Origin of the sequence: Mycobacterium heidelbergense (genome assembly GCF_050205645.1) — a bacterium.
GTDB lineage: Bacteria > Actinomycetota > Actinomycetes > Mycobacteriales > Mycobacteriaceae > Mycobacterium > Mycobacterium heidelbergense_A.
This window is the reverse complement of sequence record NZ_JBNMQT010000025.1, coordinates 1-19,955: the sequence shown is the minus strand read 5'-3', so window position 1 is coordinate 19,955 and position 19,955 is coordinate 1. Positions and strand designations below refer to the sequence as shown.

The window sequence follows — 19,955 nt, the reverse complement described above, 5'->3', positions numbered from 1 at the left end:
TGGCCCTTCAGGGCAACAAGTTTTACGACCGTGATTACAGCTTTAGCGCTTCGCTGAAGAACATAGGAGAAAGGGCTCTGGCCCTTTCTCGGAAGGTCAGCTCCGAGGGTCGCACGCTCCTCGAAGGCATTGCGTCGCGGTGCGAACCCGGACACCGCAATCCGCCGACACTCGCTGAGCTGGCGCTTCTAACGACGGACGACGAACGCGATCTGGGCCGTCGCTTGCTGGCGGGAATTAGGGTGACGGCTGTCAACTATCTCCATGGTGAGGGGGCAGCCGGCGGTCGCCGGACCGCGGGTTCGAGCCGGCTGGAACCGAAAGGGACGGGCTCAGCACTGCTGACCGACCGCGAGCAGCAGGTGCTTGAACTGGTAGCCCTCGGGCGCACCACCGCGCAGATCGCCGCCGAGTTGCTCATCCCGGTGGAAAAGGTGACACATCACGCCGGGCGCATGATGAGGAAGCTGGGTGCCACCACCCGCGACGAGGCGGTGGCGAGGGCCAACGAGCGTGGTCTGCTGCGTCGGCGATTCCCAGACGACGCAGACCTGAGCTCCCCACACGAGGCCTTGCCCGCCCACGCCTTCGGTGACAGGCTCTCCGAGGTCGAGGCGGCAGGCACGGCCACCCGCAGGTCCGGCGCCGCCGGTACGGCCATTCTGGCTGGCCGCTCCGGAAGCCAGCCGCGGCTGACCAGCGGCGAGCGTGACGTGATTGATCTGGTGGCCGCCGATGGGCTCACGCAGAGCAAGATCGCCCGCCGGCTGGGCATCTCTACGCGCAGCGTGGAGATGCACCTGTATCGGATCCGGCGGAAGCTGCATGCGGGCCCACTCTTCCAAGTGGTGGCGTTCGCGTTCAGGCTAGAACCACCTGAGGTGTCAGAAAAGATGAAGGAGCGGCTGGACGCCACGCTAGACGGCCGTCAGCTCCTGATACTGACGTTGCTGGCCCACGGGCTCGACCACGAACAGATCGCTAACGAGTTGGATCGCGGCAAGCCCATCGTGGAGGGCGAGCCCTGGAACGATGAGCTCTCCGTGGAGATGGAGCTCCAGACGATTCAGGAGCTGCTGGGTGTCGGCAGGTATGAGCAGCTAGTGAAAATCGCCTATCAGGGCGGCTTAGTAGATGAGGGCTCTCTGGAGAACGTGTCAGAGGCCACGCAGAAACACCCTGCCAAGCTAACTGGTCGCGAACAGCAGGTGATCAAGTTAGTGGACGACGGGCTCACCAACGGACAGATCGCTGAAGAGTTGGGCGTGTCCATGCGGACCGTGGAGCACGACCTCCGGAACATCCGCGGCGTGCTGGGCGTCGTTGGGCGCCGCCGTGAGGGGTTGCTGGCACTCGCCCATGAGCGCGGGCTGGTAGCCGCGCCGCCCAGGCGTTTGGATCCGGATTTTCTGGATGCCGTGAGGAGGTTGGAAGAGCCTGGGCGTGAGGCAGTGGTGCGGTTGAGCGCGGTGCACGGCGGTCGGGGCCCGGCCGGGGGCGTCGTGTGGTCCGAGCTGGACCAGGTGGCAATGGAGTTGGGTGCCGAGGACCGCACACATTTGGTAGCCCTGCTGTACCGATTTGGGGTGCTGCATGCGGGGCCCGTCGAGAATCCGAATGCCTTGCGGACGGGTGTGACGAAGTTGACCGACCCAGAGCGCGCGGTGTTGACGGAGGTGGGCAGTAAGGGCCGCACCGCTGATAGCGCTGTTGTGGACAAGATCACGGCGACGTTGGGTGTTGGCGATGCCACCGAGTTGGTGCGGGTGGCTCGCCAATGTCGGCTGGTCGACGACGCCGCCGATATCGGGCGGGGTCGCCTGGACGGGCGTGAGTTGCAGGTGGTCAAGCTGTGGGCCCGGGGGTGGACCGACCAGGAGATCAGTGTGTGGACCGGCCTCTCGCTGGCAGGCATACGGGTCTATCGGGATGCGGCCCGACGGCGGGCGTGCGCACGCACTCCCGAGCGCCTCATGGCAATGACCTACGACAGCGGTGTGGTCCACGTGCCCAACGGGTGGCGGCCCGAGCCAGCGCAGGTGACGGATACCCACTGTTGGGTGCTGGAGCTGTTGGCCGCTGGGCACACGAAGGACGAGATCGCCAGGCGGGTGCGCATGAGCCTGGACGATCTTCGGTTATTACTCGACGGCCTGCAACAAGCGCTAAAAGCCGCTGACGACGCCCAGTCGGTGGCGCGCGCCTATTGGCAACGCCTACTGGTTGCGCGGTTGGGTGTTGCGGTTGAGCATGGCGATGTCGCCGGTGTGGATGGGGTGTGCGCCCGGGTGGGCGATTGGCTGGCTGTGTTGGGGTGGCTGACCGATGATGAGGTCCGCTCGGTGCGCGGCGTGGTTGGTGTGTTGGTGGGTGAGGGCGTCGGGCGTGGTGCGGGCCCGGTGGACGTGTCGGCGACGGCGGGCCGCGAGCAGGTGGGTCAGCGGATGGCACGTATCGCGGTCGACGAGGGCAGTCGCTGGGTGCCGGCCCCGGTCGCCCCAGTGCAGGCGCTGAACATGGTGTCGGGCTATGCGGTCGGGGAGGCCGACACGACGGTGTTTGTGGAGTTGTTCGAGACCGCGGTGCCCGAACGGCTGGCCGAACCTGACCCGCGGGTTGGTGTGGAGTTGGGGTGGCCCGACCCGCAGGCGCTGGACAAGATTGCTGTGTTGGCGAAGAGCCATCACTGGTCGGAGCGGGACGCGCACACCGCTGCCGCGCGTGCGGTCGCGGCGCTGGGGGAGCTGGTGGGTGATGGCGCCGATGGTGCGCGGGTGGTTGTCGAGGTGCGCGACGATGGGTGGTTGCGGGTCACGGTGGCCGACGGCGGTCAGGGACTGCTGGACGCCACGTGGTTGGAGCGTTATCGGCGTTTGGGTGCCGAGGCCGATGCTGGTGGTCGGCGCGTGTGGGTCGAGATCGAAGGTCCCCGCGATGGCACGGGCGACGCCAAGTCCGCGCGCGCCCCTCCCGGATCTGATGACACCCATGCCGCCGCGGCGGAGCCCGCGCGCATCGAAGAACGCGGCCCCGACCCCACCCCCCAAGCGGGCCCGCCGCACCGCGTGCGGGGGCCAGGCCCGCTCACCACCCGCGCCGACACCACCGGCCCCGCCCGTGGCCGACGCGGCACACCCGGGCCCCGTTCCCGCGTCGACACACGCGGCACAGACGCCGGCCTCATCGGCAACCCCACCCACAACCTCGACTTCGAATCGGATAGGCCGGATGCGGAGGAGCAGGCTTCTCTCCAGAATGCGTTCCGGGAACTAGTGGGCGGCACCGAGCCGATGGTGTTGCTGTTTGCGGACGCCTTCGACGGCAATCCACCCGTGCTGCACTCAACGCGACTGCGGCAAGAGCAGGACGTCAATGCCGCGTGGACGGGGGACAGCTATGGCTACGGGCGCGTCGAGGTCGCGTTGCGGTGGGATGAGAACGGTGCGGTGTGGCTGCGGGCTGATCCTCGTGATGGGCTACGGGTCAACGGGATGCTGGTCGACACGCGCGAGCGGGTGCGGGTGCGCGACGGCGACCTAGTGACGTGGCACGGAGGGCACAAGGGCGTCGTCAGGTTCCCTCGGGCGCTGCACCGCGCCGACACCGAGGACGAGTTCGACCCGTCGCGACCGGTGACCATCTGGAATGTGCCGCCGTGGGATCAGCTCGACTTCGAGCCTTTGTCTGGCTCCGCGGGCGCGTCCCTGGTGGTCGGCTACCGCGGGGTGCCTATTGGCGTGTACAAGATGGGCCGTAGCAACGCCGCGATCCGCGACGAGGTCGCGGCCTGGCTGGTCGCCTGGCTGTTGTTCCCGCAGAACCCGACCCTGGTGCCACCCACGCGCGCGTGGCTGGGCCCGGCAGGCCTTGGAGTACTGCAGCAATACATTCGCGGCGCCCGGACCCTCGATGAGGATGACGCAGACGACAGCACACCGGCGTTCGATCTGCGCAGCATCGAGGGCCAGATGATCGCCGTGTTGCACTATGTTCTTGCCCATCCGGATGGTCATGCCAGCAACGTGTTGGTGGAGCCGCTCACAGCTGTCGACCACGAGGGAATGGAAGCGTTTGGCTATCACGGGATCGTTCCGCCACCGTGGCAGCACCGGCAGTTGGTTTCGATCTTCGTTGAAGCGAACCTCAGCAGATCCGGTGCTGATCGGCCGCTTGACACCATGCTGCTCGCGAGGCTGTTAAAGGATCCTGGGCGGTTGCTCGATCTGCTGCGCGCGTTGGGGTATTCGGCCGCCGAGGCGCATTGGGCAGTGTTGCGGCTGCGGGAAGTGTTGGCGGAGAGCCGGATCACTGGGCGGGCGTGGGCACACGACATCGAATCCGAATACGTGCGTGGCGTGGTGGATCCGACCGTGCTATGGCCGACAGATGCGCGGGGTCTAGAGGCCGTGTTGCAGGAGCTGGCCGAGCAAGTGTCGTCCGGTCCCACCGCCGAGTCCGAGGCGACCGTGGTGGTACCGGATTTAGCCGGCCTTGAGGCGGTCGATGTTGAGGTGGCCCAGCATGCGATCACCGGGCCGTGGGAGACCGGACCGGAGTTCGGCCGCTACCCCGACGGTCTGACGTTGCGTGTCGGGTTGGGATTGTGGGCCACGACGCTGCCCGGGCCGCAGCGGTGCGCCCCAATGTGGGCGCTGGTGGCCAAACCTCCGGCCGAGAACGACCGGCAGAGTCACGCGGTGCTGTGGAGAGTCACCTCTGAGCGGGGCAAGGCGATGGTCTGGGAGTGGGACCCGCGGCACCGCGACCAGGGGTGGACGCGATGGTCGCCGGCGCGCGATGCCGGGAGAGACGGCGTGTGGCAGGCGGCGGTGCTGTTGGGTGACGGCACCCCGGCGCTCGCACCGCCCGCTGCGCCGATCGACAGTGCGCTCCTGCTGGCTGGGTTCAGCGGCTCGCAGGAAGCCGGCCGCCAGGACGCTGATGTCGCGGCCAAGCATTGTTTGGCCACGGTACTGAAGGCGGCGTGTGAGGCGGGGTGGATATCCGATCAAGCAGCGCGTCGGTTGGTGCAGACGGCTGGCGGTATCGACCGACCGGCCGCCGATACCGTTGGTGACGCCGGGGTGCCCCAAGCCGACGACCCATCCCCCGGCACCCTCGGGCCAGCCGGGGCCGCTGCCGTGTGGTGGCGAAGGCTTATCGACGAGCCTGGCCGTATCCGGCGCGGGCCGGTGGATAGTGGCGTGAGCACCTGGGGGATGGGCGACACCCATCGACCAGATTACGACGGTGAGGGTCCCGTTGACTCGGGGCGCGATGGTGTTCCTCATCCGGTGGAGGACTTCGTCGCCGTGTTGACGCAGATGGATGCGGCGGTCGGGGCGATGCCTGAGTCGGACGGGTCGCAGTTGGCCGACCAATGGTGGGCCTTGAACGCCGATTTCGCATCGGCCATGGGGCGGGGTGTCAGGCCGGGCTCGGAAGGAGCGAACATGCTGGCCCAGCGGCACCTTTCCCTCTCGCGTTGGCTCTGCAACGGCTTCGATTGCCGGGTGCAGCGTTACGAGGCCGAAAGAGTGGCCACGACCCCGAGCTTGCGCCGCGACTATGACTCGGCGGCGCCCGGGTTGGCGCGCTACGCGCGCGAGGTGATCGTCGCCAACATCGAGCAGCTGACCGACCGCGATCACCGTGCCCGCTGGGTGGTATCGCTCTTGGCCGAGGGCTACACCAACAAAGAGATCGCCAAGAGTCTAAATATCGATGAGAGCACCGTGGAGAGTGACATCCAGGGCATGATTGAGGCACTCGATGCCCGGACGGACGTCGACCTGGCGATGAGAGCTCTTGAGAACGGGCTGGTAGCTCCGGGGTATCGGCCTGACACGACGGCGCTGCGGAATTGCTTGAACGGCCCGAACATCCAAGACTTCGAGACATTGTCGCTGGTGCTCGAGGGCTACACCAACAGAGAGATCGCTGATGAGTTGGACCTAAGCCCAGGCGCTGTGAAGAACAATGTCGGGCGCTTGCTCACGGAGCTGGGCGCACGCAACCGCACGCACGTGGCGACGATGGCCTACTACGTCTCAGAAGTTCTGCAGGAGCGCCTAGAGGACCTCGCCGACAAACAGCTCACGATGTTTCGGCTGTTCGCCGAGGGATTTCCCAGCAAGAAGATCGCCAATCGGTTGGACACCACTGAGCGCGTGGTCAACAAGTACATCCGGCGCATGCTGAAGAGGCTGGGTGCACGCCACCGCGCTCACCTGGTGGTCGTCGTCGAACCCTGGCGCGCCGTACTTGATGTGGAGCACCCGGCCCATGCGGATCAAGCGCTCCGCAAGCGACTAGCCAAACTCCCGCCTCGCCATGTCGAGGTGTTTTTGCTGGTGGCCGACGGGCACACCGATGACGAGATCGCCCACCGGTTGCGCCTCCGTCCACGCACTGTGCGAATGCACATCGGGCACTTGCTGAACAAGCTTGATGCAAAATCCCGCGCCCACCTGGTGGCGATGGCCTACGAGAGCGGCTTGGCAGCTCCCTCGGGCGCGCGGAGCGACCCGCTTCTGACCGCGGGCGAATGCGCTGTGGTCGAGCTGCTTGCCGCCGGAGGCACGGACCAAGACATTCCCGCCCTGGCCGCGCGGTTCAATGTGGCCCTTGCCCTCGTTGAGACGTGGTTTCGCAGTGTCAGGGAGATCTTCGTCACAGACGACGACGCTCAGGTTGTGGCGCGCGCCTACGCGTCGGGCGAGCTAGTTCCGCGGCTCGACACGGCGGTCGCGCACCGAGGCGGTGAGCATCCCCCGACCGGCCCGACGCGATTGAATGACCGCGACGAAAAGATGCTCGAGTTGGTGGCCGAGGGGCTCCTCGATGAGCGGACCGTGAAAACGCATCTCAACCACTTGATGCGGAAGCTAGCTGCTCGCGACTCCGCCGACCTGGTCGCGAAGGCCTATGAGCGTGGTCTACTGACTCCGAGATTGCCGGACGATCCAGATCCGGAATCCCCTGAGGACCGAGCCGCCCTGAAGAGGCGGATGGCTGAGTTGGCCCCGCTGCGGCGCCAGGTGTTTGCCCTGGTGGCCGCGGGACTTGACAACGCAGAGATCGGCGCAAAGTTGGGCGTCTCTAAATACCTGGTGAAAGGTTACGTCTACAGGTTGCAGCGGACGCTAGGTGCACGCAACCGCCCGCACCTGGTAAGGCTGCACCACCTGGTGGGGCTTGAACCGGGGTCGGAGCAAGACGACGCCAAGGGTTTGCCAGCGGAATCGGCTGCCGAAGCCCCGGCGCCGGTACCCACGCCGAACCTGAACGAAGTGGCGGGCCAAGATCCGCAGTCCCATCACGGTGATGAAGCGAGGGATCGGTCTTCGGACCAGGGAGGCGTCCGCGAGGGCCTTCCCCTTCTGACCGACCGTGAATACCAGGTGCTGTCGCTGGTGGCCGCGGGCTACGTCAGCCAAGAGATCGGCGCTGAGTTGAACATCGCCAAGGCTACTGTGGACAGGCATGTCGCCATTTTGAAGGCGAGGCTGGGTGCCCGCACCCGCCCCCAGGCGGTGACGATAGCCCTGGGCCGCGGGCTGGTAGCTCCGAGGGCGCTACCCGACACCGAAATGCTGAAGACGCGCCTGGCATACCTGGACCCCCAATACCTCGAGATGTGGTCGCTGGTGGCCAAAGGCCAAACCAACAAAGAGATCGCCGACGAGTTAAACCTCCAACCGCGGTCCATGGACAGGTGCATCTCGGGCTTGAAGAAGGAGCTGGGTGCAGGCAGCCTCGAGCACCTGGCGACGATGGCCCATTACGTGTCAGAAGCTCTGCAGGACTGCCTGGAGAAGCTGGCCGACCAGCAGGTCGCGGTGTTTGCGCTGTTCGCTCAGGGGTGCCCCCGTGAAGAGATCGGCGAGCGGTTGGGCCTGCCTGAGGACTTCGTCAACAACTACCTTCAGCGCATTGAGAAGCGACTGCTTGAGCTGGTGGCTCGCGGGCTCGCCACGCCACAGATCGCGGACGAATGGGCCATCAGCCGGCAGAGCGCGAAAACGGCTGTAAACCGCTTGATGTCGGAGCTGGGCGCTCGCGACCTCGCCGACCTGGTGGCGAAGGCTTACCAGCACGGCCCGTTGCGTGCGCGATTCCCGCACACCAGGGATCCGGGATCCCCGGAAGACCCAGCAGCATTGAAGAAGCGTATGGCGGCGATGAAACCGCGCAGGCGCCAGGTGTTGACCCTGGTGGCCGCGGGGCTTTCCAACGCAGAGATCAGCGCAGAGTTGGGCATCAGCGAGTCCAGCGTGAAATGGGATGTCCGTCAGTTGCATGGGTGGCTGCTTGCACACAACCGCGCGCACTTGGTGAGGCTGCATCATCTGTGGAGGCGCGTTGAACCGGAGTGGCAGCAAGATTGCGCCGCGGATTCACCAACGGAATCGGCTGCCGAAGCCGCGGCGCCAGTAGCTCTACCGAAGCTGAACGAGCCGTCAGAAGCCCCGCACCCTGACGCCGCGCGGCAGCGGCAAAGTCCGCCGGAGTTGACGCAGCTGGAGCGCGACATTGTTGCGCTGATGGCTCACGGGTTCACCGATAAAGACATCGCCAAGGACAAGACATTGGGCCTCCGCAGCTTGAGCAAGGTAAGGACTTACCGCTCGAGCATTCGGGTGAAGCTGGGTGCAGGTACCCGGGTCCAGGAGGTGGTGTTTGCCTACCGGCTGGATCCTCCCGCGGTGGTAGTAGACCTGAAAAAGTTTCTGAAGGACAGGTTGTCCGGCCGTCAGCGCCGGATGCTGGCGTTGCTGGGCGCCGAGGGACTCAGCAACGAAGCGATCGCCAAGCGGTTGGGGTTGGATCGGCACACCGTGAGTGCGGAGCTGCGTAGGACGCGAGATCTGCTGGGTGTGGGTAGCGACGAGCAGCTGGTGAGGATTGCCTACGAGGGCGGGCTGGTAGCTCAGGGGTCCTCGGGTGAGGTGTCGGGAGCCGGCCGGGTCGATGGCTCGCGCGGTGAGTTGACGAAGCCAGTCGCTAGGGCCACGGTCTCGGTGAGCCAATTTGTTGGTAAGGCGGTAGGCCCGTTGGAGGGCCTACGATCGTTTGAGCTGATGGTGTTGGCGCTGCTGGCTGAGGGCCTCGACGTCGAGCAGATCGGTGTGGCGGCCGGTCTGGACCCCGACAGCGTGGAGCGCTACCTGGGCAGCGCGAGCGCGAAGTTGGGTGTGGGCAATGATGCCCAGTTGGTGGGGGTGGCCCACGAGTGCGGCTTGGTGGGTGCGCCGACGGATGTGCCGGGCGCGGTGGGCTTGTCGTATGAGCACTACGTGGTGATCGAGTCGTTGGCCGACGGGAAAACGCGGGACCAGATCGCCGCGTGGCTGGATGTGTCGGTGGCTGTCGTTGAGGGGTGGGTCGGCGATATCAAGGAGGCGCTGCGCCTGTCGGACCGCCACGACGACGCCCAGGTGGTGGCGCGCGCGTACGCATGGGGTGTGCTGGTTGCGCGGTTGGGTGTTGCGGTTGAGCGTGGCGATGTCGCCGGTGTGGATGGGGTGTGCGCCCGGGTGGGCGATTGGCTGGCTGTGTTGGGGTGGCTGACCGATGATGAGGTCCGCTCGGTGCGCGGCGTGGTTGGTGTGTTGGTGGGTGAGGGCGTCGGGCGTGGTGCGGGCCCGGTGGACGTGTCGGCGACGGCGGGCCGCGAGCAGGTGGGTCAGCGGATGGCACGTATCGCGGTCGACGAGGGCAGTCGCTGGGTGCCGGCCCCGGTCGCCCCAGTGCAGGCGCTGAACATGGTGTCGGGCTATGCGGTCGGGGAGGCCGACACGACGGTGTTTGTGGAGTTGTTCGAGACCGCGGTGCCCGAACGGCTGGCCGAACCTGACCCGCGGGTTGGTGTGGAGTTGGGGTGGCCCGACCCGCAGGCGCTGGACAAGATTGCTGTGTTGGCGAAGAGCCATCACTGGTCGGAGCGGGACGCGCACACCGCTGCCGCGCGTGCGGTCGCGGCGCTGGGGGAGCTGGTGGGTGATGGCGCCGATGGTGCGCGGGTGGTTGTCGAGGTGCGCGACGATGGGTGGTTGCGGGTCACGGTGGCCGACGGCGGTCAGGGACTGCTGGACGCCACGTGGTTGGAGCGTTATCGGCGTTTGGGTGCCGAGGCCGATGCTGGTGGTCGGCGCGTGTGGGTCGAGATCGAAGGTCCCCGCGATGGCACGGGCGACGCCAAGTCCGCGCGCGCCCCTCCCGGATCTGATGACACCCATGCCGCCGCGGCGGAGCCCGCGCGCATCGAAGAACGCGGCCCCGACCCCACCCCCCAAGCGGGCCCGCCGCACCGCGTGCGGGGGCCAGGCCCGCTCACCACCCGCGCCGACACCACCGGCCCCGCCCGTGGCCGACGCGGCACACCCGGGCCCCGTTCCCGCGTCGACACACGCGGCACAGACGCCGGCCTCATCGGCAACCCCACCCACAACCTCGACTTCGAATCCGCGCCTGATCAGCCCGAGCCCAAGGAGCACCCTGCCCACCTGCCGGAACAGGCGGACCGACACGAGGACTTGCCGCGGCTGACCAAGCCTCAGCGCGAGTTGATTGATCTGGTGGCGCAGGGGCTCACCAACCGCGAAATAGCCGGACGTTTGAAAATCTCTCTGGCGTCCGTGAATATGCAACTCCACCGGTTGCTGCAAAAATTTGGAGCACCGAACCGCGCGCACCTGGTGGCGATGCTCAATCCGCGGTGCTCGGTCGACCCAGATCACCTGCGGCAGTGCATTGAGACGTCAACCGACGATGAACGCGAGATCATGGCGTTGCTCGCCACCGATGGGATCAAAAACCGCGAGATCGCCACGATCGCCAAACGGTTGGGACGCGCTCCGAAATCCGTGGAGATCGATGTCGACGGCTTGATGCGCAAGCTGGGTGCCGTCGACCTCATGGACCTGGTGAATATTGCATACCAGGCCTACCCGAGTGGGCTAGCAGGTCGCGCCGATGCAGAAGAGGTCAAGCTCGCGCCCCGCGAGGTTGACGTGATTTCGCGGGCGGCTAAGGGCTGCAACAACTTAGAGATCGCCGGCCAGCTTCACCTCGTTGAGGCGACCGTGAAGATGCACCTCTACAACGCGACGAAGAAACTGCATGCGCGCAGCCGCCATCATCTAGTGGCCCAGGCCCATCGGCGTGCCGGACTAGATCTGGGTCCTGCGCCAGAAGGTTTGCGTGACCGCATGCTGGAATTGACTCCTCTTGAGCGCGGCATAACAACACTTGTTGTCACCGAGGGGCTCACGTACCGAGAAATTACCGACCGGTGGTTCCTCAGCGAGGGCGCCGTGCTGCGGTCCGTCAAAAAGATCAAGGCGAAGGTGGGTGCGGGCGACGACCTCGTACAGCTTGCGACGATACTCTGCCAGAGCGGGTTGGTCGAAGCGTGGCGGGCGGAATTCGCCAGGGAAGTCGAAGCGCCGTTGGCTCCGGACAGTTTGAAAGAGCTGACGGAGCGCGAAATTCGGACGCTGAAGCTGTGGGCCGAGCAGCTCACCAATGACAAGGTGGCTGATCGGCCGAGACTCGACTCGAAAGACGCGAAAACGAACCTCAGGCTTGCCGCCCAGAAGTGGGGCGCACGCACTCCTGCCCGCCTGGCGGCGATGACGTACGAGAGCGGCTTGGTAGATCCCCGGGAAGGCGCGTCGAGCCCGGTGCTGACCGATGGCGAACGCGCCCTGGTCGACCTGCTGGCCGCGGGCGGCAGTGAGCAAGACATCCCTGAGTTAGCCGCGCTGAGGGAAAAGTTCGGCGCAGCTAACAATGCCGAGCTGGTGGCGCGCGCCTACGGATGGGGTGCGCTAGCTCCGCGCCCACGAACTGACGCACCAGCAGCCCAACTGGCCGCGGCCCGGTCGGTGGGGACGGTGCTGGGACCTGGCGACAGCCCCGTTGCGGGCGGGTACCGCGAGAGTTCGCGGCTGGCCTTTTTAGGCGTGGAAGAGCCGGTCGGGCTGCCTGGCGATCAGGAGGCTCGGGCGGCGCTGGCCGAGCGGGCCTTGACGAAGCTGGGGGTGACGAGCGCCGACGAGTTACGTCCCCAGGCGACCGGCCGAGCTGAGCGGGCCCGGACAACCGCGGCCGCTTGGAAGCAACTAAGCCTGCAGGAAAAGTGGGTGTTGATCGTCGAATACCCCGAGCAGATCGCCACCGCCGAAGGCATCCCCGACGGCTGGGCATCCCACCAGGCCAGCATCCGCGTCATTGAGAAACACCTGGCCATCCGCGATGAGCTGGTGTCGCAGCTCAGCGAGCGCATGGACCCGACCGAGCGAGTGTTTATCGCGCATTGGAACTGGATCGAGATTCAGCTGCGTCAGGCCGCCGACGCTGCCCGGTTTATGGAGGTCGACCTGCGCCTGCTGCGGTTTGACCCCGCGGCGAACCACAGTCAGGGATGCGCCATCGTCGCCTTTAGCCAAAAGGGGGTGGATCCCTATCAGGCGAAGACGGTCTCCTGGCACCCGTCCACCTTGGGGGCGACGATGCGTACGTTGGTTCCTTGGCTGAGCACTGCGCTCTACGGTCTGCTCTCCGACATTCGGCGGGAGCCGGGGTTGCCGGCGGCTTCGATCGCCTGCATCGGCTACCAGGCGAATGTTGATCAGCACATCTCGGCGTTTGACATCGCTCGCGACGTGCGGGCCGGCGACGCAAGCCGCTTCGACGGACACCGGGTACTGGCGCACGACCAGCCGGTCGTCTCCGGCTTCGAGCGCGTCTATCAGCCGGTGGTCCGTGAGGCGCTGAAGCGGCTGAAGCTCCAACACATCAGCGAGTTGGCCCGTCGCGTCCAGACTCTATCGGACGCCCCTGAACCCGACGGCCTTCTGGAGCGCGCGAATGCGGCGGGGTGGCGACGGTTAAGCCGTAGGCAGCAGTGGGCGCTGATCTTGGCATATCCGGCACCTATTGGTAATTCAGTCGACGGATTACTGGGATGGGCTCGTAACGAGGCCAATATCCGGTGGCTCGATACCATTGTCGCCGACGCGGAGAAGGGGCTGCTCAACCCGGATAGCGAATTGTCGGCGTTGCAATTGGCCGCCGCGAACCGCGCGGTCAAGCTTCGGGTCACGCTGCGCGAGGCTCGCGAGAACGCCCGCGGGGCGGGGATGGAGCTTCATGTGCTCCAGCTTCAACCGGGCATTTTCGGTGGGTCGATCGAAGGCGCCGCGGTGGCCTTCACCGCAAAGAATGTAGATCCATATCGCGCCGATGCGGTGTCCTTGCATTTCCCCGGCAATACGACACCGCTCGATGAGCTGGACCGCTGGATGGATGAAGCATCTAACCAGCTGCTGTCGACGCGGCGAGAGAACCCGCGGCTGAAGGCGGCCTCGCTGCTGCACATCGATAACAGAACATCCGACGCGACTCCCGAACGAAAGTTGGATGCCGAGCAGCTCTCTCTTTTCCTCCGCAGATTCGAAGTCATCCGCAAGGCGTGGGCCGACGATGACGACAGCCGCTTCACTGGTTACGACATCTTCCCGTACGGCCGCGTGGGGTCGATGACCATCGGTGCGGCCCTGCGGGGCGCGGGGCTAGGAGACCTGGTTCGCGCGGTCTTTTTTCGCGATCGGTGGCGTGTCCCGCTCGAGAGCGCCAGCGAGGCCGGTTTCGGCGTCAACGTAATCGCGGCGGCGCGCTCAGATCGAGCTCCTGACCCGGAAGGCCCGAACTTCAGGCGAAGCGCGGGCGTCGACCCGACAGCGCCGGAGTTTGGCGCCATCGTGGTCAAACTCGGCCGCCCGGCCGGCGCCGACGAGATGGACATGGCGCGAATCCACAATCCCGACGGGGGGTGGGTCAACCAGCGTGCGGGCCAACGCGGACCGTTCCTGATCGCGGCCGGAAGGATCGGCGCCGGGCTTCCCGACCGGGTGGTGGACCAGGCCCTCGAGGATGCGCGCATCGAGGACCCCGACCCGGCGTTCGGTAACTGCGACGATTACGCGCTAGGAAGGTTGTCGGCCAGATACCAGCGGGTGTTCCGTTTCGACGCCGAGGATGCGGGGGCGCCCCCGCGCGGCAGGCCGGCGCGGGCGACGTTCAAAGCCATCCGGTCTGGGTCGCGGTTCGCCACCTACGACGAGCTGTATGAGATGGCTGCGCAGTTACCCAAGGATTGGACGATCGTGGTGGCCACCAAATGGGCGCCCGACAGCGGGCGCCACGGCGGCCACGTCTGGCTGCTGCACAACGACCCCGGCTGGATCGTCGTCGACGACAACAACGGAGGCGAGCGCCCGTGGCCACCGGGGTGGACCGCGGACGAGGTGGAGCTCAACGCGTACTGCATCCTGGGTCCCGACGGCAATCCGCGCTTCGGCCTCGACGACAGCCTCGAGCCGCGAGCAGCCCACGCAATCTCTCACGTCCGAGGTGCCCACGACGGCGGCACCGCAGAAGAACCGGGCGAGGACCCGAGCGCCTTGCCGGAGAGGCTGGACGTGGTGTTCGCCAACCGCGCAGACAAGGCCCGAGTCAAACAGTTCACCGACGCCATATCCGGCAAGTGTGGCCCATACGAAGTTCTGTGGAGCGGTGACGGGACCGGCATCGATGAGTTGGGCTTGACGGGTCGTATCTTCTATCGCGGCCGTGAAATCGGCACAATCGAGCGGTCCCTGTACCTTGATCTTGACGGCAGCCTGGTTGCCTGGCACGAATCGCTGGAATTCAAACAGCCGGTGTTTTCCGATGAGGAGTTCTACGCGGCGCTGGCCTCGAAATTCGACGACGGCTTGTACCCGGCCGCCGGGGTTGATCGCGTCTGGTTGACAACCCGGGGTAACCATGGCGAGTGCACCTGGGCGATGTTCGTCCAGGGTTTTAAGTTGGTGCGTTCGACACGAGCACTGCTGGGGTCGCTGGCCAGCATCAGAGAGTCGGCTGTCCGGCTCAGGCTGCAGTTCCCGGCTGCTTGGGCCCGTCTTTCTGACATTGTCCAACGTTTGGATGCCTGTACGAGCGAACTGAACGAACACGGTGACCGAGCTGATCTGAGCGGTCTGCCGACCCCGCATGAGCTAGTGAACCTCGAGGCCGGCGGCGAGCAACTCGGGCTCCTGCTGCTGGCCAACACAGAGGTGGCGGTGGTCAAGCATTACCCTGCGCATACTGCGGACAGCAGGGCGCACCCCCTCGCGACGCGCCCGCTGACCGCGGAGCGCTGGGCGCGCCTGATGGGGGATCGAGGCCAAGGCCCCCAGAGCCCGATGGATCCCCCGGGCGCCCCGGCGCTGGGTCAAGCGGTCGACAACCTTGACCAGCGGATCGAGGCGACGGCCCTGGTGGGTGAGGGCACCGCGCTGATTCGCGAGGGGTACGCCACCTGGAGCGAGGACGCGGATAAAGTCCGCGAGTCGGTCCTTAACATCACAAACGCGGCTCGGCGGCTACTACGGGAAATCGGCCCCGATAACCCCGACGCCCTTATTCTCGAAGCGCTTGTGCGGCGACTGGAATCCCCACACCTGCGTCCTCCGACCCTCACCGAGCTTTTGGCCCTCGGCGATCTCGGCCAGCGACTGGTGGACTCCGCAGTCTGCCACGTTGCCAGATATCTCGAGGACGGCGAATCGACCGGGCCGCGCGATGACCCGGACTTCGCGGCGCGCCTGCGGTATTGGGGCCTGGACAAAACCACCCGCACGGTGGCGACTCGCTTTGCCGAGGCGCTGTGGGAGGCGGTCGATGATTTCAACGGCTGGCGAGTCGAGCAGCTCGCCAGGGATCTGTCCGGTTGGTACGGGGACGACTACCGCATCGAGTTCGCGGGTGACTGCCGGGACGGGCGAATTTTTCTCAGCGGTCGCATCTACGACCGTGACGGACATCGTATCGGCACCATCGACTGGAGCTTCGCCCGTGACGATCACGGCCGGCTGGTCGCTGTTTGCGACGAGCTGGTGCTGCTTTATGAGGAGCGGGACGAAGAGTTCGTCACGGCGATGTGTGCGACGCTCGAGCCGTTTTTCGAGCGCTCCGGTGTCGATCGCATCGAGTTGATCACCAACCTGGCCCCCGCCAGCATGTGGACCGATCGGGACTTCAGTTTGAATCCGGCCAAAGTGCGAGAGTCGGTCAACAGCCTCCAGGCCATCGCCCACATTCTCGGCGGAGCTGACGCCGTCGAGAACATCATGCAGACGTTCGGCGATGCCGTTCACGCGGCCGAGCTGGCGGACTTCGGTGAGCTGGCGAACATAGACGACCTAGCGGTCGATCGATTCTCGGCCGTGACCGCACACCAGGAACCCAATCTGGGCAAGCCACTGATGGGCTTGGCACCCTGCCATGTCGTCAAGTATCTGGGCGGCGGCGAGACCGATCACTTACAGGCGGACACCGGCATCGCCGAGACGCTGGACGTGGTGCTGGAAAACCTCTACCAGCGGCGAGTCGATGAGCTAGCCCACGACCTGTCCGGCTGGTACGGACCCTACTTCATACTGTGGAAAGGGTCGTTCACGGACGACATAGTCAGCTTAGAAGCCGAAATCTGCAGGGGCGGCAGGCAAATCGGCCACATCGAACGACACCTCTACGGTGAACCGGGCAACTTCGCCGCTCGTCATGGCGAGCTGGTCATCGAAGACCGGCGATTTCGGAAACAGCAGTTCTGCAGGGCCCTGGAGGCGCAGTTCGAGCACTACTACCTGCGCAGCGGGCTTGACCGCGCCGGGTGGCTAACGTCAGGCACTGAGGAACAGTCCACCCGCGCGGCGATCCAACACGGCGCCACCTGGCTTCTCCGTCGGCCAGACCTGGACGAGTCGCTGCAAAGCATCATCGAGCGGGCCGAATATCTGATGCAGGAGGACAGGGTCGGTCTCGACGCCCAGGCCGTTCTTGTCAGGTACGTGAAGCGGTTGAGTTCCTGCCGGCGGCAGCTGAAAAGATTAAGTCACCGAAAGGCATTTGTTCCGGTGGAGCTGGATGATCTGCCGTCGCTCGAGGAGCTTGTGAATCTGAGCCCAGATGACCAACCGGATCTGGGTCGTCTTCTGTTGGCTCACACGGAGGTCGAGGTCGTCAAGCGTTTCCGCGAGACCCCGGCCGTCCTGCCGAGCACCGTCGGTTCGCAGTCGCTGATTGAGTACGCGCTGGGCAGCAGTCAATATGTCGATCGCCTCGCCCCAGTGCTCGACGAGGTGATCGCCCGCGGTGGTGCACAGCAACTGCAATTCCACGTCGACCGCGGCGTCGATGCCGATGACGGGGTCGTCATCATCCGGACACGGGTCGGCGAGTGGAGCCTGGAGCAGGTCGTTGACACTAACGACGAACTGTCAACCGAGATTCGCGCCGGGCTCGCGGATAGCGACACCGATGACGTTCGTGCGGTGCTCGCCGCCTGTCTGCCCGAGCCCCAAGCGTCGCATTTTGTCGACACGATAATGGCGGGCGTCGCCGACCTGTCCGAGGGCCCGCTGCTGATCGCCGTGACCCGCCCGATCGGCCATCGAGCGGTCGAAATCACGGCTGCTGGCCGGCACATGGTGTTCTTCGAAGACGGTCGCTACGCCTTGCCGCGACGTCACGCCGATGACGCCGGCGACGGGGCGTATCCGCTTGCCAACGACCTGGACCGTGCCGAACACGACGCACGAGTCGCGGCGCTGGATCTGGCGGCGTTAACGCCCGAGGCGGTCCACAACGCCGTCTATCGGGAGGTACTGATCGACAAGAAGGTCACCGGCTTCTACGAGGGCCGGGTCGCCAACTTCGTGAGGCGCGAGGTCAAGCGCGCACGGCTGCATGTCAAGCGAACACTGGACAAAGCTTTCTTTGTCTCGGGTGACATCGCCAACCTCCGGGGTCTGAATTGGGAATTCCTCCGAAGGGCCGACGCCAATACGCACTATCGGAACCTGGCGGCCATTTTCCGCGCGGCACTCGAGGAAACAGGGGCCGACGTGGTGCCGATGCGCGTCGGCGGCGACGAAATCTGCGCCGTCGTCGTCGGTGACCTCGACCAGGCGGCCATGGACAGGGCATTGGCGAGGATCCACGCTCGCGCCCAGGCATACGCTGTAGAGCACAACTTGTCCGACATCGAGCATCCGAAGCATGAGGGACAACCGGAATACAACGGTGTTGGACTACATGTCGGCTATGCCGAGATCCTGCCCGGCCTGAGGCTGAAGAACATCTTCAGGCGCGCCGACCTCGGCGTGAACGCGAGTAAGACCAGGAGCAGACATGTCGCAGGAGAACCGGGACGAGCGGCTGGGGCTGACGGGGCTGACCCCGCAGCAGCAGCGGCGGCGGATCCAGGAGCTGGAACGCAAACTCGCCCGGAAAGAGCAGGCGGCGAGGGCGAAGCTGCAGGGCGCGCGGGCGCGCAGGCACAACCCCGACACCCGCTGAGCGGTCGCGCCCGATACCCGCTGCCCGAGGAGGTCAAACGCGCTTGGGTCATGAAGAAGGCCGCCCGAATCTGCCGGCTCGCGCCCGACGAGGCGCGTATTGCCCTCGGAGAGCTTTACGAGCCGCACCCCCCGGATGAGGCCACCGGTTACCTCGACGGTCGTGACGAAAAATTCATGCACGACGAGCTGACCCGAGCTCATGATCACGTGACCAACAGCGACGACTCCGGCTTCGTGGTGGCGACACGCCTGATCAACCTGACCGGCCTCAATACGTACGCACGGGACCGCGCCGACGTCGCCAACGTCCATTACGGCGCTATCGCCTACATCGCGCGCAGCGTGTTGTTGAAGTTGGCCGAGGCCACGGGGGCGAAGGTCGATTCCTTCCGTACCGGCTCTGACCTGATGGCCCACATTGTGATCGGCAAGATCGACGCCGCCACCATGGCTGTCGCGATCGCCGAGATCAGCAGCAGAATCGAGACCTACGCCCAAGCCGAAGGCTTGGCGCAGATCTCCAATCCGTCGCAGCCCGAGCGCCCAGGCCTTCACCTGGACGTCGGATATACCGACATCGCGACACACGTCAACGTCGACGGCATCGTGCGTGCCGCCGTCGAGCGGCGGGATCGGCGGCACGCGGATGAGGATTCTGCGGCACGCGACGGTCGGGAACGTGTTGCGGGCAAGGGCTTCGAGGCGCCCATGCTGGCGCGCGACCATGACCACCACCCCGTAGAGAATCACTTCGCCGGCGAGTCGCTCACACCAGAGGATGAAGGACTTTCGGATGTGCACGCGGCCGCGGCTATGTTGACCGCTATCCACGGACGTGAGTTCCGCGCCGACGACCCAACCGAACTGTTGTCAGCCGCCAGCTGCTATTCGCAGCGCGCAACGTACGGCGAGGTTCGTGCGACGCTGCGCTATCTGGGCCGCGACTCGTCGGCCATCGTGGTGACGGACAGCGGCCGAGTCTTTCTTGCGTTCAACGTCCGTGGCGAGGCCTACTTCTGTGACCCGCGAACCGGGGTGGGGACCCGCTCGCCACCGAGGGGCACAGTACTGAAGGACGTTGCCTTGGTGGGTTACCTTGATTTCCGCGGCAATCCTTTGGCGCCGCTGGACGAATACGTTCCCAGCTTTGAACGGCTCGGGCTGTTGTTTGACGACGAACACGAAGCGCGCTGTCAGCAGTTCGAAAACGATTGCGCCGCCTTGAATTTGGATTTCCTCGACGCGATGCGTCTCGGAGTGCTACCGAGCTCGCCGGAAGCCAACGAGCTGGCCGAGCGGCACTTCACCCTGCATCGGGATTTCTTCAACCCCGCCAACTTCAGCCGTCAGCTGCAGAGATTTTTCGCGCGAACGTTCGTCACGGATGCGACGTTGCGGACTCGCTACACGTGGATCACTGACCCCGTCAGCGGCGAGCAACGCCACGTGCCGCAACTGGCGCCATACGTGCGCGATGTGATCGTCGCCAACCCCGAACGCGGTCCCCCCGACAACCCCGATGGCCCAACGGATCCCCAC

At 65.5% G+C, this 19,955-nt stretch carries 1 protein-coding gene (running past one end of the window); it reads left to right on the top strand.

Annotated features, from left to right (window positions below; translation table 11 throughout):
- The coding region annotated (locus ACQI5H_RS21780; RefSeq protein WP_427081364.1) for a LuxR C-terminal-related transcriptional regulator crosses the window boundary (this coding region is incomplete at both ends): on the top strand, positions 1 to 19,955 show 19,955 of its 64,580 nt. Its footprint begins 44,625 nt before the window's first position.